Origin of the sequence: Pseudomonas sp. 5P_5.1_Bac1, from assembly GCF_025466015.1 — a bacterium.
GTDB lineage: Bacteria > Pseudomonadota > Gammaproteobacteria > Pseudomonadales > Pseudomonadaceae > Aquipseudomonas.
In genome coordinates this window covers 18,585-39,972 of the sequence record NZ_JANLNX010000105.1, presented here as the reverse complement: position 1 = coordinate 39,972, position 21,388 = coordinate 18,585, and the positions used below count along the sequence as shown (strand labels likewise).

At 63.9% G+C, this 21,388-nt stretch carries 23 protein-coding genes; 17 read left to right on the top strand and 6 right to left on the bottom strand.

Going from position 1 to position 21,388, the window contains the following annotated elements:
- The 10 genes from NTD82_RS22630 to NTD82_RS22585 all read left to right on the top strand — a co-directional run.
- The coding region (locus NTD82_RS22630; protein WP_262130325.1) for a hybrid sensor histidine kinase/response regulator at positions 1 to 1,823 on the top strand (1,823 nt) is incomplete at its 5' end.
- Positions 1,820 to 2,833 (top strand): chemotaxis response regulator protein-glutamate methylesterase, encoded by a 1,014-nt coding sequence (locus NTD82_RS22625; RefSeq protein ID WP_262130324.1) that lies wholly within the window; start codon positions 1,820 to 1,822, stop codon positions 2,831 to 2,833. The genes NTD82_RS22630 and NTD82_RS22625, both read left to right, overlap by 4 nt.
- Before the next feature lie 51 nt (positions 2,834 to 2,884).
- The gene (locus tag NTD82_RS22620) at positions 2,885 to 3,889 is read left to right on the top strand and encodes a PleD family two-component system response regulator (protein WP_095154139.1); all 1,005 of its coding nucleotides are present in this window, start codon (positions 2,885 to 2,887) and stop codon (positions 3,887 to 3,889) included.
- Between the two features lie 112 nt (positions 3,890 to 4,001).
- Positions 4,002 to 5,097, top strand: a protein-coding gene (gene prfB / locus NTD82_RS22615) for a peptide chain release factor 2 (protein ID WP_143501873.1) whose coding sequence is annotated in 2 segments (ribosomal slippage) — positions 4,002 to 4,073 and positions 4,075 to 5,097 — 1,095 coding nt in all. Because the reading frame shifts where the segments join, the coding sequence is not laid out codon by codon here.
- Between the two features lie 102 nt (positions 5,098 to 5,199).
- A complete protein-coding gene (gene lysS, locus NTD82_RS22610) occupies positions 5,200 to 6,702 on the top strand; it encodes a lysine--tRNA ligase (RefSeq protein WP_095154138.1) in 1,503 nt (500 codons plus the stop codon).
- Between the two features lie 152 nt (positions 6,703 to 6,854).
- Positions 6,855 to 7,559, top strand: a complete 705-nt coding sequence (locus tag NTD82_RS22605) for a TetR/AcrR family transcriptional regulator (RefSeq protein WP_095154137.1) — start codon at positions 6,855 to 6,857, stop codon at positions 7,557 to 7,559.
- Positions 7,560 to 7,585: 26 nt separating this feature from the next.
- Entirely contained in the window at positions 7,586 to 8,131 is a 546-nt protein-coding gene (locus tag NTD82_RS22600) for a hypothetical protein (protein WP_262130320.1), read from the top strand.
- Between the two features lie 19 nt (positions 8,132 to 8,150).
- Positions 8,151 to 9,428 carry a flavohemoglobin expression-modulating QEGLA motif protein gene (locus NTD82_RS22595; protein WP_095154135.1) on the top strand — a complete coding sequence of 426 codons (1,278 nt, stop codon included), beginning with the start codon at positions 8,151 to 8,153 and terminating at the stop codon, positions 9,426 to 9,428.
- A complete protein-coding gene (locus NTD82_RS22590) occupies positions 9,400 to 10,323 on the top strand; it encodes an alpha/beta hydrolase (RefSeq protein WP_262130318.1) in 924 nt (307 codons plus the stop codon). The genes NTD82_RS22595 and NTD82_RS22590 overlap by 29 nt, the downstream gene beginning before the upstream one ends.
- Complete coding sequence (locus NTD82_RS22585; RefSeq protein ID WP_262130316.1) at positions 10,320 to 10,646, top strand: hypothetical protein; 327 nt, start codon at positions 10,320 to 10,322, stop codon at positions 10,644 to 10,646. The genes NTD82_RS22590 and NTD82_RS22585 overlap by 4 nt, the downstream gene beginning before the upstream one ends.
- A 77-nt stretch (positions 10,647 to 10,723) precedes the next feature.
- On the opposite strand, the gene NTD82_RS22580 is transcribed toward NTD82_RS22585, so the two are convergent.
- The 5 genes from NTD82_RS22580 to NTD82_RS22560 form a co-directional block, all read right to left on the bottom strand.
- Positions 10,724 to 11,047, bottom strand: a complete 324-nt coding sequence (locus NTD82_RS22580; protein WP_262130315.1) for a type II toxin-antitoxin system RelE family toxin — start codon at positions 11,045 to 11,047, stop codon at positions 10,724 to 10,726.
- Positions 11,010 to 11,285, bottom strand: coding sequence for a type II toxin-antitoxin system Phd/YefM family antitoxin (locus NTD82_RS22575; protein ID WP_095154355.1), 276 nt, complete (start codon positions 11,283 to 11,285; stop codon positions 11,010 to 11,012). The genes NTD82_RS22580 and NTD82_RS22575 overlap by 38 nt, the downstream gene beginning before the upstream one ends.
- A 221-nt stretch (positions 11,286 to 11,506) precedes the next feature.
- Entirely contained in the window at positions 11,507 to 12,295 is a 789-nt protein-coding gene (locus NTD82_RS22570; protein ID WP_262130313.1) for an OmpA family protein, read from the bottom strand.
- A gap of 47 nt (positions 12,296 to 12,342) precedes the next feature.
- Positions 12,343 to 12,768 carry a DUF4398 domain-containing protein gene (locus NTD82_RS22565; protein WP_095154130.1) on the bottom strand — a complete coding sequence of 142 codons (426 nt, stop codon included), beginning with the start codon at positions 12,766 to 12,768 and terminating at the stop codon, positions 12,343 to 12,345.
- A 304-nt stretch (positions 12,769 to 13,072) separates the two neighbouring features.
- Positions 13,073 to 13,417: a pilin assembly protein gene (locus NTD82_RS22560; protein WP_262130312.1), complete on the bottom strand. Its 345-nt coding sequence runs from the start codon at positions 13,415 to 13,417 to the stop codon at positions 13,073 to 13,075.
- A gap of 130 nt (positions 13,418 to 13,547) precedes the next feature.
- Here NTD82_RS22560 and ppc point away from each other — a divergent pair, with 130 nt between their 5' ends.
- The 7 genes from ppc to NTD82_RS22525 all read left to right on the top strand — a co-directional run bounded on the left by ppc (position 13,548) and on the right by NTD82_RS22525 (position 20,710).
- Positions 13,548 to 16,175 carry a phosphoenolpyruvate carboxylase gene (gene ppc, locus NTD82_RS22555; RefSeq protein WP_262130311.1) on the top strand — a complete coding sequence of 876 codons (2,628 nt, stop codon included), beginning with the start codon at positions 13,548 to 13,550 and terminating at the stop codon, positions 16,173 to 16,175.
- A 266-nt stretch (positions 16,176 to 16,441) separates the two neighbouring features.
- A complete protein-coding gene (adk, locus tag NTD82_RS22550) occupies positions 16,442 to 17,089 on the top strand; it encodes an adenylate kinase (protein ID WP_095154127.1) in 648 nt (215 codons plus the stop codon).
- An 87-nt stretch (positions 17,090 to 17,176) separates the two neighbouring features.
- Positions 17,177 to 17,851: a tRNA (adenosine(37)-N6)-threonylcarbamoyltransferase complex dimerization subunit type 1 TsaB gene (tsaB, locus tag NTD82_RS22545; RefSeq protein ID WP_262130309.1), complete on the top strand. Its 675-nt coding sequence runs from the start codon at positions 17,177 to 17,179 to the stop codon at positions 17,849 to 17,851.
- 129 nt (positions 17,852 to 17,980) lie between these two features.
- The gene (locus NTD82_RS22540; protein ID WP_095154125.1) at positions 17,981 to 18,277 is read left to right on the top strand and encodes a hypothetical protein; all 297 of its coding nucleotides are present in this window, start codon (positions 17,981 to 17,983) and stop codon (positions 18,275 to 18,277) included.
- Positions 18,278 to 18,281: 4 nt separating this feature from the next.
- On the top strand, positions 18,282 to 19,151 hold the full coding sequence (locus tag NTD82_RS22535; RefSeq protein WP_175651227.1) for a DUF72 domain-containing protein: 870 nt from the start codon (positions 18,282 to 18,284) through the stop codon (positions 19,149 to 19,151).
- 30 nt (positions 19,152 to 19,181) lie between these two features.
- On the top strand, positions 19,182 to 20,012 hold the full coding sequence (locus NTD82_RS22530) for an oxaloacetate decarboxylase (RefSeq protein WP_262130308.1): 831 nt from the start codon (positions 19,182 to 19,184) through the stop codon (positions 20,010 to 20,012).
- Between the two features lie 5 nt (positions 20,013 to 20,017).
- Positions 20,018 to 20,710, top strand: a complete 693-nt coding sequence (locus NTD82_RS22525; protein WP_410017079.1) for an extensin family protein — start codon at positions 20,018 to 20,020, stop codon at positions 20,708 to 20,710.
- On the opposite strand, the gene NTD82_RS22520 is transcribed toward NTD82_RS22525, so the two are convergent.
- Positions 20,707 to 21,327 carry an energy transducer TonB gene (locus tag NTD82_RS22520; protein WP_262130306.1) on the bottom strand — a complete coding sequence of 207 codons (621 nt, stop codon included), beginning with the start codon at positions 21,325 to 21,327 and terminating at the stop codon, positions 20,707 to 20,709. The two genes, NTD82_RS22525 and NTD82_RS22520, sit on opposite strands and share 4 nt — an antisense overlap.
- Between the last annotated feature and the right edge of the window lie 61 nt (positions 21,328 to 21,388).

The following is a 21,388-nucleotide window of genomic DNA, read 5'->3' as shown; positions in this document are numbered from 1 at the left end:
AGCCTGAGGTCGAGGCGGAAGCCGAAGCTGAGCCGGAGCCGCGCCCGGTCAGCCGGGGCAAGCCTACCGAGGGCGGCGAACGCGTCCTGCGGGTTACCGCCGAGCGCTTGAACAGCCTGCTCGACCTGTCGAGCAAGGCGCTGGTGGAAACCCAGCGCTTCAAACCCTTTCTCGCCACCCTGCAGCGCCTCAAGCGCGTCCACGGGCAAAGCCTGCGCGCCCTCGACGGGCTCAAGGCGCAGATCGATGCCGGAGAGCAGGGCGCCGAGATTCTCGAAAGCCTCGCCCTGACCCAGCAACTCATGGGCGAAACCCAACAGATGCTGTTGCAGCAGGCCGCCGACTTCGATGAGTTGGGCTGGCAGGCCGGTCAGCGCGCGCAGTTGCTCTACGACACCGCGCTGGCGTGCCGCATGCGGCCGTTCGCCGATGTGCTGACCGGGCAGAGCCGGATGGTCCGCGACCTCGGTCGCTCATTGGGCAAGCAGGTGCGCCTGGAGATCGAGGGCGAAAAGACCCAGGTCGACCGCGACGTGCTGGAAAAACTCGAAGCGCCGCTGACCCACCTGCTGCGCAACGCCGTCGATCACGGCATCGAAATGCCCGAGCAGCGCCTGCTCGCCGGCAAGCCGATGGAAGGCACCATCCGCCTGCGCGCCTCGCACCAGGCGGGTTTGCTGATTCTGGAACTGAGCGATGACGGCGGCGGCGTGGACCTGCGCGGTTTGAGCCGCAGCATCGTCGAGCGCCAGCTCTCGCCGGCCGAGACCGTGGCGCAGATGAGCGAGGCGGAACTGCTGACCTTCCTGTTCCTGCCGGGCTTCAGCCTGCGCGACAAGGTTACCGAGGTGTCCGGCCGCGGCGTTGGCCTGGACGCGGTGCAACACATGGTCCGGCAGTTGCGCGGACAGATCGAGATGACCCAGAGCAGTGGCCACGGCAGCCGCTTCCACCTGGAAGTGCCGCTGACCTTGTCGGTGGTGCGCAGCCTGGTGGTGGAGGTCAGCGGCGAAGCCTACGCTTTCCCGCTGGCCCATATCGAACGCACCCTGGAACTGCCGGCCGAAGCCATCGTGCAGCTCGAAGGCCGCCAGCAGTTCTGGCACGAAGGCCGGCATATCGGCCTGGTCTCGGCCAGCCAGTTGCTCAATCGCCCGGCGACCCCGGGTGACGGGCAGAGCATCAAGGTTGTGGTGATCCGCGAGCGCGACACGCTGTATGGCGTGGCGGTGGAGCGGCTGATTGGCGAGCGGGTGTTGGTGGTGATGCCGCTCGACGCGCGCCTGGGCAAGATCCAGGACATCTCGGCCGGAGCGCTGCTGGACAACGGTTCGGTGGTGCTGATCGTCGACGTCGAGGACTTGCTGCGCTCGGTGGAAAAACTCCTCAGCACGGGTCGCCTGGAGCGTATCGAGCGCGGCGGCGGCGGGACGCGCGAAGTGGCGCGCAAGCGCGTGCTGGTGGTGGACGACTCGCTGACCGTGCGCGAACTGCAACGCAAGCTGCTGAGCAACCGCGGCTACGAAGTGGCGGTGGCGGTGGACGGGATGGATGGCTGGAACGCGCTGCGCAGCGAGGACTTCGACCTGCTGATCACCGACATCGACATGCCGCGCATGGACGGCATCGAGCTGGTCACGCTGTTGCGCCGCGACAGTCGCCTGCAATCGCTGCCGGTGATGGTGGTGTCCTACAAAGACCGTGAAGAAGACCGGCGACGCGGCCTCGATGCTGGCGCCGACTATTATCTGGCCAAGGCGAGTTTCCACGATGACGCCTTGCTCGATGCCGTGGTTGAACTGATCGGGGGTGCGCAGGGATGAAAATTGCCATCGTCAACGATATGCCCCTGGCCGTGGAGGCCCTGCGCCGCGCCCTGGCATACGAGCCGGCCCACGAGGTGATCTGGGTCGCCAGCGATGGCGCCGAGGCGGTGCGCCGCTGCGCCGAACAGACCCCGGACCTGCTGCTGATGGACCTGATCATGCCGCAGATGGACGGCGTCGAGGCGACCCGGCGGATCATGGCCGAAACGCCTTGCGCGATCGTCATCGTCACCGTCGATCGCCGGCAGAACGTGCACCGGGTGTTCGAGGCCATGGGCTACGGCGCGCTGGACGTCGTGGACACGCCGGCCCTCGGCGGCGGCGACCCCAAGGAAGCGGCGGCGCCGCTGCTGCGCAAGATCTTCAATATTTCCTGGCTGATCGGCCAGCAGCGCGCCAGCAGCGTGCGCCCCGTGTCGGCACCGTTGCGCCAGGCCGCGCAACGCCAGGGGCTGGTGGCCATCGGCTCGTCCGCGGGCGGGCCGGCGGCGCTGGAGGTGTTGCTCAAAGGCCTGCCCAAGGAGTTTCCGGCATCCATCGTGCTGGTTCAGCATGTCGATCAAGTGTTCGCCGCGGGCATGGCCGAATGGCTCAGCAGCGCTTCCGGCCAGACCGTTCGCCTGGCCCGCGAAGGCGAGCCGCCGCAGCCGGGCCAGGTGTTGCTGGCCGGCACCAACCACCATATTCGCCTGCTCGCCGATTGCACCCTGGCCTACACCGCCGAGCCGGTGAATGAAATCTACCGCCCCTCGATCAATGTGTTTTTCGAGAGCGTGGCGCGGTTCTGGCGCGGCGATGCGGTGGGCGTGCTGCTCACCGGCATGGGCCGCGATGGTGCGCAAGGGCTCAAGCTCATGCGTCAGCAGGGTTACCTGACCATCGCCCAGGACCAGCAGAGCAGTGCGGTGTACGGCATGCCCAAGGCGGCCGTCGCCATCGACGCGGCCGTGGAAGTGCGTCCGCTGGAGCGGATAGCCCCACGACTAATGGAAATTTTCCCGAAATGACGATATGTATTCAGCCACGCCGGCCCGCCGGCAGTGCCCAGGTGACAGCGCATGAATGATCTACCGATCGACGGCTTTGCAGCCTCTGACGAGAACTCGGCGATGGTCCTGCTGGTCGATGACCAGGCGATGATCGGCGAAGCCGTGCGCCGTGGCCTTGCCCAGCAAGAAAACATCGACTTCCATTTCTGTGCCGACCCGCACGAGGCGGTGGCCCAGGCCATCCGCATCAAGCCGACGGTGATTCTCCAGGACCTGATCATGCCGGGCCTCGACGGCCTGACCCTGGTGCGCGAATACCGCAGCAACCCGGCGACCCAGGACATCCCGATCATCGTCCTGTCGACCAAGGAAGACCCGCTGGTCAAGAGCGCGGCCTTTGCCGCCGGGGCCAACGACTATCTGGTCAAACTGCCGGACAACATCGAGCTGGTGGCGCGCATCCGCTATCACTCGCGCTCCTACCTGACCTTGCTGCAGCGCGACGAAGCCTACCGCGCGCTGCGGGTCAGCCAGCAGCAACTGCTCGACACCAACCTGGTGCTGCAGCGGCTGATGAACTCCGACGGCCTCACCGGGCTGTCCAACCGCCGCCATTTCGACGAATACCTCGAACTGGAATGGCGCCGGGCAATGCGCGAGCAGTCGCAACTGTCGCTGCTGATGGTCGATGTCGACTACTTCAAGTCGTTCAACGACACCTTCGGCCATCTGGCCGGCGACGAGGCCCTGCGCCAGGTCGCCGAAGCCATCCGTTCCTGCTGCGCCCGGCCCAGCGACCTGCCGGCGCGCTACGGCGGCGAGGAATTCGCCCTGGTGCTGCCCAACACCTCGCCGGGCGGTGCCCGGCTGGTGGCGGAAAAACTGCGCCAGACCGTTGAAGCCGCGCGCATCGCCCACATCATGCCCAAGCCGGATTCCTGGCTGACCGTCAGCATCGGCCTGGCGACCCAGACCCCGGCCGTCGGCAGCCACTGCCGGCAATTGATCTCGGCGGCGGACAACGCCCTCTACCAGGCCAAGAACAACGGCCGCAATCAGGTCGGCATCGGCTGATGGCGATCTGAACTGCAACCTGTCGCATCGACGCGCGCGGCTTGCCGTGCGCGGCCTCTCGTGCGCTATACTCTCCGGCTTTTCACAGAATCCGCACGAGAGCCGCCCGCCCATGGAAATCAATCCGATCCTGAATACCATCAAGGACCTCACCGAGCGTTCCGAGTCTATTCGGGGGTATCTTTGACTACGATCACAAGCATGACCGCCTGATCGAAGTCAACCGCGAGCTCGAAGACCCGAACGTCTGGAACAAACCCGAGTACGCCCAGGAACTGGGCCGCGAGCGCGCCACCCTGGCACAGATCGTCGAGACCCTGGACGGCTTGTCCGGTGGTCTGGCCGATTGCCGCGACCTGCTGGACATGGCCGTCGAAGAAGACGATGAAGGCGCGGTCAACGACGTCGTCAGCGAGCTTGACCGCCTGCGCGAGTCGCTCGAGAAGCTCGAATTCCGCCGGATGTTCAGCGGCGAGATGGACATGAACAACGCCTACCTGGACATCCAGGCCGGTTCCGGCGGCACCGAGGCCCAGGACTGGGCCAACATCCTGCTGCGCATGTACCTGCGCTGGGCGTCCAAGCGTGGCTTCGACGCCACCATCATGGAATTGTCCGAGGGTGAAGTCGCCGGCATCAAGGGCGCTACCGTGCACATCAAGGGCGAATACGCCTTTGGCTGGCTGCGGACCGAGATCGGCGTGCACCGCCTGGTGCGCAAGAGCCCGTTCGACTCCGGCGCCCGTCGCCACACCTCGTTCTCGGCGGTGTTCGTTTCGCCCGAGATCGACGACAAGGTTGAAATCGAGATCAACCCGTCCGACCTGCGCATCGACACCTACCGCTCCTCCGGTGCCGGTGGTCAGCACGTAAACACCACCGACTCGGCCGTACGTATCACCCACGTACCGACCAACACCGTGGTGAGCTGCCAGAACGAACGCTCCCAGCACGCCAACAAGGACACCGCCATGAAAATGCTGCGGGCCCGGTTGTACGAGCAGGAAATCCAGCGCCGCAACGCCGCCTCCCAGGCACTGGAAGACACCAAGTCGGACATCGGCTGGGGTCACCAGATCCGCTCCTACGTTCTGGATGCTTCGCGGATCAAAGACCTGCGCACCAACATCGAGCGCAGCGACTGCGACAAGGTGCTCGACGGCGATATCGACGAATACCTGGAAGCGAGCCTCAAACAGGGGCTGTAACCGCGACACCCATGCGCGAGGCAATGCCCGTAGCCAGCGGGCTTGCCCGCGATCCCCGGTCCGCGACCTGGGACAACGAACCCTGATGGAAAAAGTGACGACATGAGCGATCTACAACTCGACCCGCAAGCCCAGCAACAGGAAGAAAACGCCCTGATCGCCCTGCGCAAGGAAAAGCTTGCCGCAGAACGCGCCAAGGGCCAGGCCTTCCCCAACGACTTCCGCCGCGACAGCTACTGCAACGACCTGCAGAAACAGTATGTCGACAAGACCAAGGAAGAGCTGGAAGCTGCAGCGATCCCGGTCAAGGTTGCCGGTCGCATCATGCTCAACCGTGGTTCGTTCATGGTGATCCAGGACATGACCGGGCGTATCCAGGTCTACGTCAACCGCAAGACCCTGCCGGAAGAAACCCTGGCCGCGGTCAAGACCTGGGACCTGGGCGACATCATCGCCGCCGAAGGCACCCTGGCCCGTTCCGGCAAGGGCGACCTGTACGTTGAAATGACCAACGTGCGTCTGCTGACCAAGTCGCTGCGTCCGCTGCCGGACAAGCACCACGGCCTGACCGACACCGAGCAGCGCTATCGCCAGCGCTACGTCGACCTGATCGTCAACGAGGAAACCCGCGAGACCTTCCGCGTGCGTTCCCTGGTCATCTCCCACATCCGCAGTTTCCTGGCCAAGCGCGACTTCCTCGAAGTCGAGACGCCGATGCTGCAGACCATTCCTGGCGGCGCTGCAGCCAAGCCGTTCGAAACCCACCACAACGCGCTGGACATGCCGATGTTCCTGCGTATCGCCCCGGAGCTGTACCTCAAGCGCCTGGTGGTCGGTGGTTTCGAGAAAGTGTTCGAGATCAACCGCAACTTCCGCAACGAAGGCGTTTCGACCCGGCACAACCCTGAATTCACCATGCTCGAGTTCTACCAGGCCTACGCCGACTACAACGACAACATGGACCTCACCGAGGAACTGTTCCGCGAGCTGGCACAGCTTGTTCTGGGCAGCACCGACGTGCCTTACGGCGAGAAAGTCTTCCACTTCGGCGAGCCGTTCGTGCGCCTGAGCGTGTTCGACTCGATCCTCAAGTACAACCCGGAACTCACCGAGGCTGACCTGCTGGACGTCGACAAGGCCCGTGCCATCGCCAAGAAAGCCGGCGCCAAGGTGCTCGGCCACGAAGGCCTGGGCAAGCTGCAGGTGATGATTTTCGAAGAGCTGGTGGAGAGCAAGCTGGAACAGCCGCACTTCATCACCGAATACCCGTTCGAAGTCTCGCCGCTGGCCCGTCGCAACGACAAGAACCCGAACGTCACTGACCGCTTCGAGCTGTTCATTGGTGGTCGCGAGATCGCCAACGCCTACTCCGAGCTCAACGACGCTGAAGACCAGGCCGAGCGCTTCATGGCCCAGGTGGCCGAGAAGGACGCCGGTGATGACGAAGCCATGCACTACGACGCCGACTTCGTCCGCGCCCTGGAGTACGGCATGCCGCCAACGGCGGGTGAAGGTATCGGTATCGACCGTCTGGTGATGCTGCTGACCAACTCGCCGTCGATCCGCGATGTGATCCTGTTCCCGCACATGCGTCCGCAGGCCTGATTTCGTCAGGTTTGATGGCCTCATCGCTGTCTTGTCGGGGCGCCGAGCTGCTTCGATGAGGCCCGCGAGAGCAACATGAATCAGCCGCCCTTGGCGGCTTTTTCATGCCTGTAAATCCCAGATTTCGAGGTAACCCGCCAGTGACTCTCCCCATGACACAACAAGGCGCTGCTGGCGTCGCCACCGCAGTGGCAGAAAGCGTGCAGTACCAAGGCCGCAAGGCCAGCCGGCAGGGCAGCGAACAGCGCCGCCAGCAGATTCTCGACGCGGCCATGCGCATCGTCGTGCGCGACGGCGTGCGGGGCGTGCGCCATCGCGCGGTGGCGGCGGAGGCGGGCGTGCCGCTGTCGGCCACCACTTACTACTTCAACGATATCCAGGACCTGCTCAGCGATACCTTCGCCCAGTACGTCGAACGCAGCGCCGCCTACATGGCCAAGCTGTGGGAGAACACCGAGGTGATCCTGCGCCAGTTGCTCGCCCAGGGCGATGGCAGCCCGGCCTCGCGGGCGCGGCTGGCCGACGAGGTGGCGAAGATGACCGCCGAGTACGTCCAGCGCCAATTGCACAACCGCCGCGACTTCCTCATGGCCGAGCAGGCGTTCCGCCAGGAAGCCCTGCTGTGCCCGCGTCTGGCCGAGTTGGTGAAGCTGCACGAGCAGATTCTGCTGCGTGGCGCCTGCCAGCTTTTGCAGGTCGTGGGCTCGCGCCAGCCGCAGCAAGACGCCATTGTGTTGACGGCAATAATCGAGCAGATGGAATATCAGGGCCTGCTCGATGCCGCAAAACCGCAGGCTGAAGGGCAGATGCTCGCTATTCTTGTCCGTTACCTGCATCTGGTGCTGGCGGCGGACTGAGCCGCGAGCCCCTCAAGGAGAACCCGATGAAAGCCTGGCGTGTGCTGCTGGCCCTGTCTTTCCTGCTGTTGAACGGCTGTCTGGTGACATTCAACGAGCCGATCCCGGCCAACGAGCCGGCACCCAAGGCCCTGTTGGGCAAGTGGACCAGCAAGGATGCCTGGGGCGAACCCCTGACCCTGCTGATCAGCCGCTCCGGTGGCAACGCCTACAAGGCGGTGGCCTCGGCCAAGGACAAGCCGCGTCAGGAATACGCGTTCACCGTGTCGCGTCATGGCAACCGCTGGTATCTCTCGGCGGGCGTGCCCAAGGCCATGGGCGGGAATTTCCTGATCGGCGGCTTCGAAGTGATCGATAACAAGGAACTGGTGGTCTACAACCTCGATGTCGAGCAGGTCAACCAGGCTCTGGAGAAGAAAGAACTCAGCGGCCGCACCATCGAAGTGCCGGAAGACAACGGCGACGGCGTGTTGATCGACAGCCCGGTGGCACGCGTCCTGGCCTACCTGGATGACCCGGCCAACTCCGACCTGTTCGTCGAAGTGGCCCGTTTCCAGCGTGCCGGCAAATAACTGAAACGAGGAGTGGGGCGTGGACGAGTACCAGCAGACGATACGGACCCTGTCTGATCGCATTGTTCAGGCGCAGACGCCGATTCGCGTGCTCGATGCGGTGAAGTGGGATGACAGTATCCGACAGGGCTTTCTCAAGGCCAAGGGCAAGGAGCCACCGGCGGTGGACCGCGCCTATTACCAGAACCGGCCCTTGTCGTTCGACTCCGGCGCGCTGAAGCTGGAATTCCAGAACATCGAGCGCGATATCACCCGCCGCCTGGGTCAGTTCAACCCGGTCGGGCAGATCATGCGGCGCATGTGCAAGGAGTACCGCATGGTGGTGCGCATGCTCGAAGCACGCGGCACCGAAGATTTCGGGCTGATCTCCCAGGAACTCTACGGCGCCGCTTCCGACGCCTTCCACGCCGGCGACCCGACCCTCGCCGACCTCGGCCTGATGCTCTCGGACTACCTGAACAACATCGACGGCCGGGGCGACCTCAAGGACGAACCGAAGAACCTCTGTGCCAAGGAAGCGGTGCAAATCCTCCAGCAACGCCTGAACAAGGTGTTCGGCGAGGCCGAGGGCACCATCCGGGTGTTCGAGTCGGACGGCATCGTCGCCGACGCGGCGGCGGGGGCCGACTACATCAAGATCCGCGCCGACGCCATGTTCAACAGTCGCGACGTCCGCGCGCTGGAGGTCCATGAGGGGCTGGTGCACGTCGGCACCACCCTCAACGGGCTTAACCAGCCGATCTGCACCTTCCTCGCCAAGGGCCCGCCCTCGTCGACGGTGACCCAGGAAGGCCTGGCGATCCTCATGGAAGTCATCGCCTTCGCGTCCTACCCGAGCCGCCTGCGCAAGCTGACCAACCGCACCCGCGCCATCCACATGGTCGAGGAGGGCGCCGATTTCCTGCAGGTCTACGAATTCTTCCGCGCCCAGGGTTTCGAGATGGCGGAAAGCTACGGCAACGCCAGCCGGGTGTTCCGCGGCTCGGTGCCCAATGGCCTGCCGTTCACCAAAGACTTGTCCTACCTCAAGGGCTTCATCATGGTTTACAACTACATTCAGTTGGCCGTGCGCAAGGGCAAGCTCGAACAGATACCGCTGCTGTTCTGCGGCAAGACCACCCTGGAAGACATGCGGACCCTGCGCCAACTGGTGGACGAAGGCCTGGTGGAACCGCCCAAGTACCTGCCGGAGCAGTTCCGCGACCTCAACGCGCTGTCGGCCTGGATGTGTTTCTCCAACTTCCTCAACCACCTGAGCCTGGACCGGATTGAAGCCGACTACTCGAACATTCTCTGAGCGCTGGCGCGGGCTGTTCGCCCTGGGCCTGATGCTGCTGGGCCTGTCCGGGTGCAGCTCGCTGCTGTTCTATCCAGAGCCCGGCCAGCCGTTCACCCCTGAAAAGGCCAAGCTGGCCTGGCGCGACGTCAGCCTGACCGCCGAGGACGGCACTCGCCTGCACGGTTGGTGGCTGCCGGCCAAGGACGGCGTGGAGGTCAAAGGCACCGTGCTGCACCTGCACGGCAACGGCGGCAACCTGGCCTGGCATCTGGGCGGCAGCTACTGGTTGCCGGAGCAGGGCTATCAGGTGCTGATGATCGATTACCGCGGTTACGGACTGTCCGAAGGCAAACCCGGTCTGCCCGAGGTCTACCAGGACATCGGCGCCGCCCTCGACTGGCTGCAAAAAGCCCCGGAAGTCCAGGACAAACCGCTGGTGCTGCTGGGGCAAAGCCTCGGCGGGGCCATGGCGATCCACTACCTGGCGCAGCACCCTGACCAGGCGCAGCGCTTCAAGGCACTGGTGTTCGACGGTGTTCCGGCGAGTTATCGCGCGGTGGGGCGCTTCGCTCTGAGCACGTCGTGGATGACCTGGCCGCTGCAGGTGCCGCTGTCGTGGATGGTGCCTGATGGCGACAGCGCCATCCGTTCCATCGGCCTGCTGAAAACCCCGCCGAAACTGTTCTTCCACAGCATCGATGACAACCTGGTGCCCATGGACAACGGCATCCGCCTGTACCAGGCCGCGCCGCCGCCGCGGGTATTGCAGTTGGTGCGCGGTGCCCATGTGCAGACCTTCGCCGACCCGACCTGGCGCCAGGTGATGGTGCGTTTCCTGGACGACCCCGAACATTTCAACGGCCTGCGTCGCCTGGCCGAAGTCCCCAATTATCCTGACGAGAAGTCGCAATGAGTGAAGAACGCAACGCCGTCCCCCTGATCATTACCGGAGTCTGCAGCATCGTCGGTACCGTGTGCGCCCTGTGGTACTACGGCTACCTGCATTTCGCCAAACCGGAGGATGCCCTGCTGTTGTCGGAATTCACCATGCTCAAGACGGTGCCGGGCGAGGACTACAAGGTCGCCCTCAACCCCGCGCCACAGATGGCGCAGTGCATCGATGGCGTGCTGGTGCTGTTCGACATGCAGCAGAAAGGCTTGACCGGCGTATTGGTGGACAACAAGAAACAGGCGGTGCGCTGCATGGGGCAGGAGACGCCGCAGCAGACGGAGTGATTGCAAAAAAGCCATTGCGGGCTGCCGGCTCCACAAGCGCTGTGGAATCCGGCTTGCCGGCGATGGCTTTCATACCGTCAATGGGTGATGCGAGCTGCCGCAGCCCCGTAGACCTGGTTTCTCTCTCGCTTGCCAACGGCAATCACCAACACGATCAGCCGATCTTCGATGACCTGATAAACCAGCCGATAGCCGATGCTTTGCAGCTTGATCTTGTAGCAATCCGGCATTCCCGCGAGCTTGTCGGCTTCGACCCGAGGCCAGGCCAGGCGGGATTTCAGTTTTTTCGCCAATTGCAGCCGGATCGAAGCGTCCAGTTGGTCGAATTCCTTTCTGGCCTTCAGGTTGAACTCCAGCCAATAGTCAGTTGCCGGATCCTTCGGCGTCCGCGATGAGCTCATCGATATCTACCCTGACGGCAGGCTCCCCACGCCGTTGCCTGACCAGTTCCGCCAGTTGCGCATCATCGATCAGTTCCATCATCGCTTCGTAGCGATCTGGCGGCACCGCATAGAACGCGGGCTCATTTCTGTTGAGGATGACAACGGTTTCGCCGTTGGCTTCGCGCAGGGTGCCCATGGGGTCTTTTTTAAGGTCGGTGACCGATGCGGCTACATCGGCCAAGACCGCGAATGTCATTGCCATGGCAACATTTCCTGATGGGGGGGGCGCTGTCGGGAGGTGCTTCGTTTCAGGTAGTCCATGGCTGATATCGGACACCAGCGGCTTTGCCGGAAGCGAAGTAACGCGATGGTAGTTCTTTTTGTGGTGCTTTTAAAGGTGCTTTAAGTGGTGTTTTTAATGTGACAGAGCAAAAAAATCCCGCCAATCTGGCGGGATTTTTCATTTCAGCCTGACGCTTATTGCGCGCTGCTCACGCTACGCGGTGCCACTGGCTGGTTGTCGTTGGAGATGGTCACTTCCACGCGACGGTTTTGCGCACGGCCCGAGTTGCTGCTGTTATCGGCAACCGGGTATTCCTTGCCATAGCCCTGGGCAACGATACGGGCCGGGTCGACCCCGGCACGGACCAGCGCCATGCGCACGGAGTTGGCGCGACGCTCGGACAGGCCCTGGTTGTAGTTGGCGCTACCGGTGCTGTCGGTGTAGCCCTCGACGATCACCTTGCGGTCAGGGTTTTCCTGGAGGAACTGCGCCAGCTTGGTGATGTTCGGGAAGGCGCTGCTTTTCAGCTCGGCCTTGTTGTAGTCGAACAGCACGTCGCCGAAGGTCACCAGGGTGCCGCGTTCGGTCTGCTTGGCGTTGAGACTTTCCTGCAACTTCTTGATTTGCGCGTCACGGGCGTCCAGGCGGGCCTGGGCGCGCTGGGCGGCGGCGTTTTTCAGGTTGGCCTCGGCAGTGCGCAGGGCGATGGTTTGCTTGGCCACTTCGACGCGCTGGTTGGTCAGGTAGGCGAGCTGGTCGACCTTCTTGTTGTCTTCCTTGTCCATGTAGGCCTTGTCGGCCTTGTTCAGCCAGTCCTGGGCGTCCTTGGTTTCAAGGGCTGCGACCTTGCTCGACTGCGGATCGCTCTGCAGCGCGGAGAAGTTGGTGCGGGCTGACTCCAGATTCGGGTTCGGCTGGTGGGCGCAGGCGACCAGGCCGATGCTCATGGCCAGGAGGGCGGGGATCATCACGTGGTTACGCATAGTGTTCATCCTTTAATCAATTCGAAGTGCACGGGGCAATGGCGCGCTTACTGCGGCTGGGTGGGCTCGGCGGCGCGCATACCTTCTTCGCGCAGTTCCTGAACGCCCTGACGGGAGTCCTGCAGGGCTTTCTGGGCTTTCATGGCCTGGGCCTTGCGCTCTGCGACGCGGGCATCCCATTCCGCCTGTTCGGCCAGCAGCTTCGCTTCGTCATACTTCTTGTCGTGCATGGCGATTTCGGCTTGCTTGAACTTGTCCTGGGCGGCCTTCATTTCCACGGCGGCGTACTCGGTACCACCGGCGCTGACGGCGGAATTGACCGCCGACTGGGTCACGGCGTACTGCTCGGTGGGTGGCTTGCCGGCACAACCGGCCAATACCAGGCTACTGCCCAGGGCCAGCGCGGCCAGCTTGATCCCGCGCAGTTGGAACGGGGTTTTCTCGATGCGGGTCTTCATGGTGGTCAACTCCATTGGATCACTCCTGATGAACGACGAGTTCCGTAACAGTCCATCGACTTGGCTCCTTCACCCAGAGCTGACGGAGCTCGCAGTGAAGGGTTTTTTGCCGTAGTGGCTATGGGCTGTGACTGGGCCGTTTTTTCAAAAGTTCAGAAAAAGTACCGCTTGTTAGGCGATTTTTTCTGACTAATCGGTCAGTGGGGTTTCGCGGGAACTTTGCCGGTGTGGCGGGGTATTACGGGGATTTGGAAGCCATGTGCGCCGCCTCGCGCGCAGGCGCGAGGCGGCACAAAGGTGCAGGAAAGAAGGCTGGCAATCAGTGCTTCGAGGTGTCCTCGCCACTGCTCAGCGTCCGCAGATGCCGACGCGACAGAGCAAGAAAGCGCGGCGTTGCGCCGACGTCCTCATACAGCGGATCACCTTCCTCATCGGTGGCAATCACCTGCTGTCCCTGAATGTAGGGGAAGCTCGCTTCCAGCTCTTCCAGTGCGGCACCGAGCAGTTCACCGAGCAGTTCCTCGGGGCGGCGCTTGGGGTACATCTCGGCCAGCGCCGCCAGCCGCGCCGCGGCCTCGACGTCCAGGTACAGCGTGTGACCAGTGGGGCTCAGGCGTCCTTTTGCGTTCTGTTCCCAGTACTGGGCGAGTTCGCGAATTTTCATGATGTCCTCTGTGTAAGCCAATGGGCCTGGTTAAAGCGTAGCCACTTGGCCGAAGGCTGCGCCTTGAAAGCACGACCGGTACTGGGGCACTCTGCTGGCAACGCGGTTTTTCCAGGTGTGGAGAAGGTTGATGACCGATATCGATGTGCGCTTGCGTGAAGATGTTCATCTGTTGGGCGAATTGCTGGGGGACACCGTGCGCGAACAGCACGGCGAGGCCTTCCTGCAGAAGATCGAGGCGATCCGCCACAGTGCCAAGGCCGATCGCAGTGGCGGTGAGGAGCAATTGAGCTCGACCCTCGCGGACCTCGCGGACGACGAACTGTTGCCGGTCGCCAGGGCCTTCAACCAGTTTCTTAACCTCGCCAACATCGCCGAGCAGTACCAACTGATTCGCCGGCGCGACGAAGACCAGCCCGAGCCCTTCGAGGCGACGGTGCTGCCCGAACTGCTGGCCCGGCTCAAGGCTGCGGGTCACAGCGACGATGCCTTGGCCCGTCAACTCGGCAAGCTCAATATCGAGCTGGTATTGACCGCCCACCCCACCGAAGTGGCCCGCCGTACCCTGATTCAGAAATACGACGCCATCGCCGCGCAACTGGCAGCCCAGGACCACCGCGACCTGACCGCCGCCGAGCGTGAGCAGGTGCGTGAGCGCCTGCAACGACTGATCGCCGAAGCCTGGCACACCGAGGAAATTCGCCGCACCCGGCCAACCCCGGTGGACGAGGCCAAGTGGGGCTTCGCGGTGATCGAACACTCCCTCTGGCACGCCATCCCCAGTCATATGCGCAAGGCCGACAAGGCCCTGCACGACGCCACCGGGCTGCGCTTGCCACTGGAAGCGGCGCCGATCCGCTTCGCTTCGTGGATGGGCGGCGACCGTGATGGCAACCCCAATGTCACCGCCAGCGTGACCCGCGAAGTGCTGCTGCTGGCGCGCTGGATGGCGGCGGACCTGTTCTTGCGTGACGTCCACTCGCTGGCCGCCGAGCTGTCGATGCAACAAGCCAGCCCGGCGTTGCGGGCCAAGGTCGGCGAATGCGCCGAGCCGTACCGCGCGGTGCTCAAGTCACTGCGCGAGCGCCTGCGGGAAACCCGGGCGTGGGCCCAGTCGGCACTGAGCGCGCCGCAGATTCCGGGGCCCTTGGTGCTGCAGGACAACCGCGAGCTGTTCGAGCCGCTGCACCTGTGTTTCGAGTCGCTGCACGAATGCGGCATGGGCGTGATCGCCGATGGTCCGCTGCTGGATTGCCTGCGCCGTGCGGTCACCTTCGGCCTGTTCCTGGTGCGCCTCGATGTGCGCCAGGATTCCAGCCGCCACGCCGCCGCGCTGAGCGAGATCACCGACTACTTGGGTCTCGGTCGCTACGCCGACTGGAACGAAGAAGCGCGCATTGACTTCCTCCAGCGCGAACTGAGCAGTCGCCGGCCGTTGCTGCCGGCGCACTTCAAGCCGCAGGCGGACACCGCCGAGGTGCTCGCCACCTGCCGCGAGATCGCCAACGCCCCGGCGGCTTCGCTGGGTTCCTACGTCATCTCCATGGCCGGCGCCGCCTCCGATGTGTTGGCGGTGCAGTTGTTGCTCAAGGAAGCCGGCCTGCTGCGGCCAATGCGCGTGGTGCCGCTGTTCGAAACCCTGGCTGACCTCGACAACGCCGGTCCGGTGATGGAGCGTCTGCTTGGTCTTCCGGGCTACCGCGCCGGGCTGCACGGTCCGCAGGAAGTGATGATCGGCTACTCCGATTCGGCCAAGGATGCCGGCACCACGGCGGCGGCCTGGGCGCAGTACCGGGCCCAGGAAACCCTGGTGCGAATCTGCCGCGAGCAGGAAGTGGAATTGCTGTTGTTCCACGGCCGTGGTGGCACCGTTGGCCGTGGCGGCGGCCCGGCGCACGCGGCGATCCTGTCGCAGCCACCGGGGTCGGTAGCCGGACGCTTCCGTACCACCGAGCAGGGCGAGATGATCCGCTTCAAGTTCGGCCTGCCGGACATCGCCGAACAGAACCTCAACCTCTACCTGGCCGCGGTGCTTGAAGCCACCTTGCTGCCACCGCCGCCGCCGCAGCCAGCGTGGCGCGAGGTGATGGACCAACTGGCCGCCGACGGGGTCAAGACGTACCGTGGCGTCGTGCGAGAAAACCCCGATTTCGTCGAGTACTTCCGCCAGTCCACCCCGGAGCAGGAACTCGGTCGCCTGCCGCTGGGCAGTCGTCCGGCCAAGCGCCGTGCCGGGGGAATCGAAAGTCTGCGGGCGATTCCGTGGATCTTCGGCTGGACCCAGACCCGCCTGATGCTGCCGGCCTGGCTTGGCTGGGAGGCGGCGCTGAACAATGCCCTGGCCAGAGGTCAGGGGCCGTTGCTGCAACAGATGCGCGAGGAGTGGCCGTTCTTCCGCACGCGCATCGACATGCTGGAGATGGTCCTGGCCAAGGCCGACGCCGATATCGCCCGCTCCTACGACGAACGTCTGGTGCAACCGGAACTGCGACCTTTAGGTGCACATTTGCGCGACCTATTGTCGCAGGCGTGCCAGGTAGTACTGGGGCTGACCGGCCAGCCGGTGCTACTGGCGCACAGCCCGGCGACCCTGGAGTTCATCCGTCTGCGCAATACCTACCTCGATCCGCTGCACCTGCTCCAGGCCGAACTGCTGGCGCGCTCGCGGGAGCGCGAAGCCGCTCTGGACAGCCCGTTGGAGCAGGCCCTGCTGGTGACAGTGGCGGGCATCGCGGCCGGTTTGCGCAACACCGGTTGAGTGTCAGGCGAGCTATTGAAGGGTGTCGGATGACGCCCTTCAGTAGGTAGGAATAAGGTGTAAGAAGCGTCGGTTGCGACGGGCGCAACCCGTGTAGACCGAGGCTTCTTGTCGCAGGTTTTTCCGACTTTCGACCGCTTGTATGGTCCGGGTGCGCTGTGTATCTTGGACAGCCTTTTGACCGATTTGCGGTCATCGCCCGATTTCCTGCGATTCGCCAATCACGCGAATCCATTGATTTGCTTATAAAAAATGAGGAGCACGAGATGCGCGTAATTCTGCTGGGAGCTCCCGGAGCCGGTAAAGGTACTCAGGCAAAGTTCATCACCGAAAAGTTCGGTATTCCGCAGATTTCCACCGGCGACATGCTGCGTGCCGCGGTCAAGGCCGGCACCCCGCTGGGTCTGGAAGCCAAGGCGATCATGGACGCTGGCAAGCTGGTATCCGACGAACTGATCATCAACCTGGTCAAGGACCGCATCGCCCAGCCTGACTGCGTGAACGGTTTCCTGTTCGACGGCTTCCCGCGCACCATTCCTCAGGCTGAAGCCCTGGTGACTGCTGGCGTCGAGCTGGATGCCGTGATCGAGATCGCCGTCGAAGACGAAGAGATCGTTCAGCGCATCGCCGGCCGCCGTGTTCACGAAGGTTCCGGTCGCGTCTACCACATCGTCTACAACCCGCCGAAGGTCGAAGGCAAGGACGACGAAACCGGCGAGCCGCTGGTTCAGCGTAAAGACGACACCGAAGAAACCGTACGTCACCGTCTGTCCGTGTACCACGACCAGACCAAGCCGCTGGTGGACTTCTACCAGAAGCTGGCTGCCAGCAACGGCAAGCCGAAGTACAGCCACATCGAAGGCGTTGGCTCGGTAGAAGCCATCACCGCCAAGGTACTGGCAGCCCTGAGCTGATCCCGTCCCCATGTTTCGCCAACGGCCCGCTTGCGGGCCGTTGTTCGTTTATAATGCCGCTCTTTTTTCTCTCGCCTGGAACCCCCGATGACCACCTTGCTGGCCCTGGATACCGCCACTGAAGCCTGCTCTGTCGCCTTGCTGCACGACGGCAAGATCACGAGCCACTACGAGGTGATTCCGCGCCTGCATGCGCAAAAGCTGCTGCCGATGATCCAGACCCTGCTGGCCGAAGCCGGCGTCGCCTTGTCGGCGGTGGATGCCATCGCCTTTGGCCGTGGCCCGGGCGCCTTCACCGGCGTGCGGATCGCCATCGGCGTGGTGCAGGGCCTGGCGTTCGCCCTGGAGCGTCCGGTGTTGCCGGTATCGAACCTGGCGGTGCTGGCCCAGCGCGCGCTGCGCGAGCATGGCGCGACCCGCGTTGCCTCTGCCATCGATGCCCGAATGGACGAAGTCTATTGGGGCTGCTATGAGGAACAGGCAGGGGAAATGCGTTTGCAAGGGCTCGAAGCGGTGTTGCCGCCCGAGCAGGTCGCGTTGCCCCAAGGGGCGGGCGGCCAGTGGTTTGGCGCCGGTACGGGCTGGGGTTACAGTGAGCGTCTGGCGGTCAAGGTCGAGGGTCAGGATGCGAGCATGCTGCCCCACGCGCTGGACCTGCTGACCCTGGCGCAATTCGCCTGGCAGCGTGGCGAAAGCGTGCCCGCTGACCAAGCGCAGCCGGTGTACCTGCGGGACAAGGTGGCGACGCCAAAAGGCGCCTGATCGCCTCCGGTCGGTTATCGCCAAACGCCGTAAACCTTTTTAGTGATATGTGGTCCAGTTATCAGTCGGGCATTTGCGCAGGAGCTCTGGTGCCGCTAAATTGCCATCATTGTCCCTGAGTATATCGTCATGCGTATCGACGGCTTTTCCTCACAGTCTTATCCGCTCAAGCGCCCCCAGCGCAAAGGGCCGGTGCGTGTGGAAGAGTCGGAGGAAGAAGATCTTCCCGGCGAATTCGAAGTCCAGGCGCAGCCCGCCAGCACCGGCAATGCCAACCGCAGTGCCGGCCTGCCGGCCCGCCCGCAGGACATGATCTTCCCCCGCGCCCGCAACCGCCGCACCAAGCATGCTTTGACCAGTTACATGACCACCGCTGGTTTCGTCGATTGGGAGATGGAAGTACTGGGGCTGGATCTGTACATTTGAGCGGATGAGCCTGTCATCCCTGCCTTATTTTCTCGGTTGTCCGTCCTGGAGCGAAAACGCCTGGCGCGACTACCTGTATCCCGCCGATGCCAAGAGCACTGATTTCCTCGCGTTGTACTGCCAGGTCTTCAATGCCGTCGAAGGCAACACCACCTTCTATGCCCGTCCCGCGCCCGCCACCATCCAGCGCTGGGCCCAGGTCATGCCCGAACACTTCCGTTTCACCGCCAAGTTTCCCGGCGACATCAGCCACAGCGGCGATCTGCACGGGCAACTCGACGCTGCGCGGGCCTTTGTCGAACTGCTCAGGCCGCTGGGCGCGCGGGTAGCGCCGTACTGGCTGCAACTGCCGGCGACCTTCAGCCCTGCTCGACTCGGCGAACTGGTGCACTTCATCGACGAGATCGACGTGCCGATTGCCGTGGAAGTGCGCAACAAGGCCTTCTTCGCCAAGGGTGAGGACGAGCGCCTGCTCAATCGCCTGCTGCTGGACCGCGGGATCGAGCGCATCTGCCTGGACCCCCGCGCGCTGTTCAGTTGCACCTCGCAGGAGCCCAGCGTGCTTCACGCGCAATCGAAGAAGCCGCGGGTGCCGCCACGTCCGACCGCCTTCAGCCAGCACCCGCAGGTGCGTTTCATTGGCCATCCTGAACTGGAGGCCAACGAAAGCTTCCTCCTGCAATGGCTGGACAAGGTCGCTGCCTGGATCGAAGAAGGGCGCAGCCCCTACGTGTTTCTGCATACCGCTGACAATCGCCTGGCCGCGGCGCTGGCGCAGCGTTTCCATCGCGGCCTGATGGAGCGCCTGCCCGGTCTGCCGGCTTTGCCTGAACCCGACCGGGGGCCGCAGGTCGAACAACTTGGCCTGCTGTGATTTCCTGTCGTCTGCCTGGGAGTTCCGACCATGGATGTGCAAACCCTGCGTGCTGAAGCGTTCAAAGCCCTGCATGAGCGCCCCGGCGCTTTCGTGATTCCCAATCCCTGGGATGCGGGCTCGGCAAAAATGCTCGCCAGCCTGGGCTTCGAGGCCCTGGCCACCACCAGCGCGGGACTGGCGTTCTCTCTGGGCCGGCCAGACGCCGAAGGCGCGCTCAGCCGTGAACAGACCCTGGATAACGCCCTGTCCATCGTCGATGCTACCGCCTTGCCGGTCGCGGCGGACCTGGAAAACGGTTTCAGTGACGAACCTTCCGGCTGCGCCGAGACCATCCTGCAAGCGGCGCGTATCGGCCTGGTCGGCGGCTCCATCGAAGACGCGACCGGCCGCGAAGACGAGCCGATCTACAGCTTCCACCGCGCGGTGGAGCGGGTCGAGGCCGCCGTGGCGGCTGCCCGCAGCCTGGACTTCCCCTTCATGCTCTGCGCCCGTGCGGAAAACCTCCTGAACGGCCGCCACGATCTGGACGACACCATCGCCCGCCTGCAAGCCTTTGCCGAAGCCGGCGCCGACGTGCTCTACGCGCCCGGCCTGCGCAGCGCCGAGGACATTCGCCGGGTGGTGCAGGCGGTAGCGCCGAAGCCGGTGAACCTGCTGATGGGCCTGAGCGGGATGACCCTGACCTTCGATGATGTGCAGGCGCTTGGCGTGAAGCGCATCAGCGTTGGTTCGTCGCTGGCCCGCGCCGCCTACGGTGCGTTCTTCGACGCGGCGAAGCGCATTCGCGGTGACGGCCGTTTCGACTATGCCGAGCAGGCGCTGCCGTTCGATCAGTTGAACCAGATGTTTCGGCGCTGACCGCCGTGCGCTACGGCGGGCTGGTGCTGCTCGCGGTGCTGGCCGCCGCGGCGCTGTACGGCTGGCAAAAGGGCTGGCGCCTGCCGGATGAATGGAATCCGTGGGCGCCGCTGGACGTGCGCTCGCCGCCGAACCTGCTGACCTCGTGGAAACTCGGGCAACTGCGTGATGATCCCCAGCGCTGCGCCGAGGCGCTGGCCACCTCCGACCTGCGCTACACCGTGCAGGCTGACAGCCCCGCGACTGCGAACTGTCCGCTGAGCAATGTGGTGCGGGTCCAGGGCGCGCCGGTGCGGCTGAGCAGCAGCTTTCTCGCTACCTGCCCGGTGGCGGTGGCCTTCGCCCTGTTCGAGCGCCACGGCCTGCAACCAGCGGCGCAGCGGGTCTTCGGTCAACCGGTGGTGCAGGTGGATCACCTGGGCAGCTTTGCCTGCCGCAATATCTACAACCGCGCCGAAGGTCGGCGCAGCCAGCACGCCAGCGCCAACGCCCTGGATATCGCCGGCTTTCGCCTGAAAGACGGCCAGCGCATCGAGCTGCAAAAGGACTGGAACGGGGAGGGGCCCAAGGCGCAGTTTCTGCGTCAGGTCCGCGCGGGTGCCTGCGAGAGTTTCAATACGGTGTTGGGGCCAGACTACAACGCGGCCCATCACAACCACTTTCACCTGGATATGGGCGGCTGGCAGATCTGCCGTTAGGCGGCGATGCGCACGTTGTTCAGCACCACCGGACGCGCCCATTGCAGGTCGAATTCCAGGTCATGCTGCTGCTTGGCCAGGGTGACTTCGTCGAACGGTTCCGGGGCCGGGTCCAGCAGATTGCGTTCCAGCTCGGCGATCGGCAGGTGCAGTGGGTACGACGACGGCGCCGGGCCTGGCTCCGGATGCGGATGCCCCTGGTGCATGACGATCGGTCGCACCCAACTGCTGGTGGTGTCCAGTTGGCGCTGTTGTTCGATCAGTTCGGCGGCGCTGAACGGTGGCGCGGGCTTGTCCAGCAGGTCCAGCTCGAACTCGGCGATCGGCAGGAACAGCGGCTCCGGCGGGGTGATTTCGGTGTCTTGCACGTTGCACAGGCGCTGGCTGTGGATCTGCGCCAGGGTCTGGCTGCCGGTGATGGGTTCGCCAGTTTCGACATTCACTTCCTCGACCGGCAGCGGCGCCTGCACCACACCTTCTTCCTGCTGCGCGGCCAGGGCGCGGGCAAAGAAGTCCGACCACAGGTGGCTGACGCCGCCGAGGGTCTGGGTGTTGTGCCGGGCATAGTCACCAACGGGTGAAATGTAGCCGGAAGGAAGTTGAACAATCTCTGACATGGTCGTCGAAGAGCTCTGGCAAAATAGCGCGTACTTTTTTTATCGGCAGTCGTCGCCGATC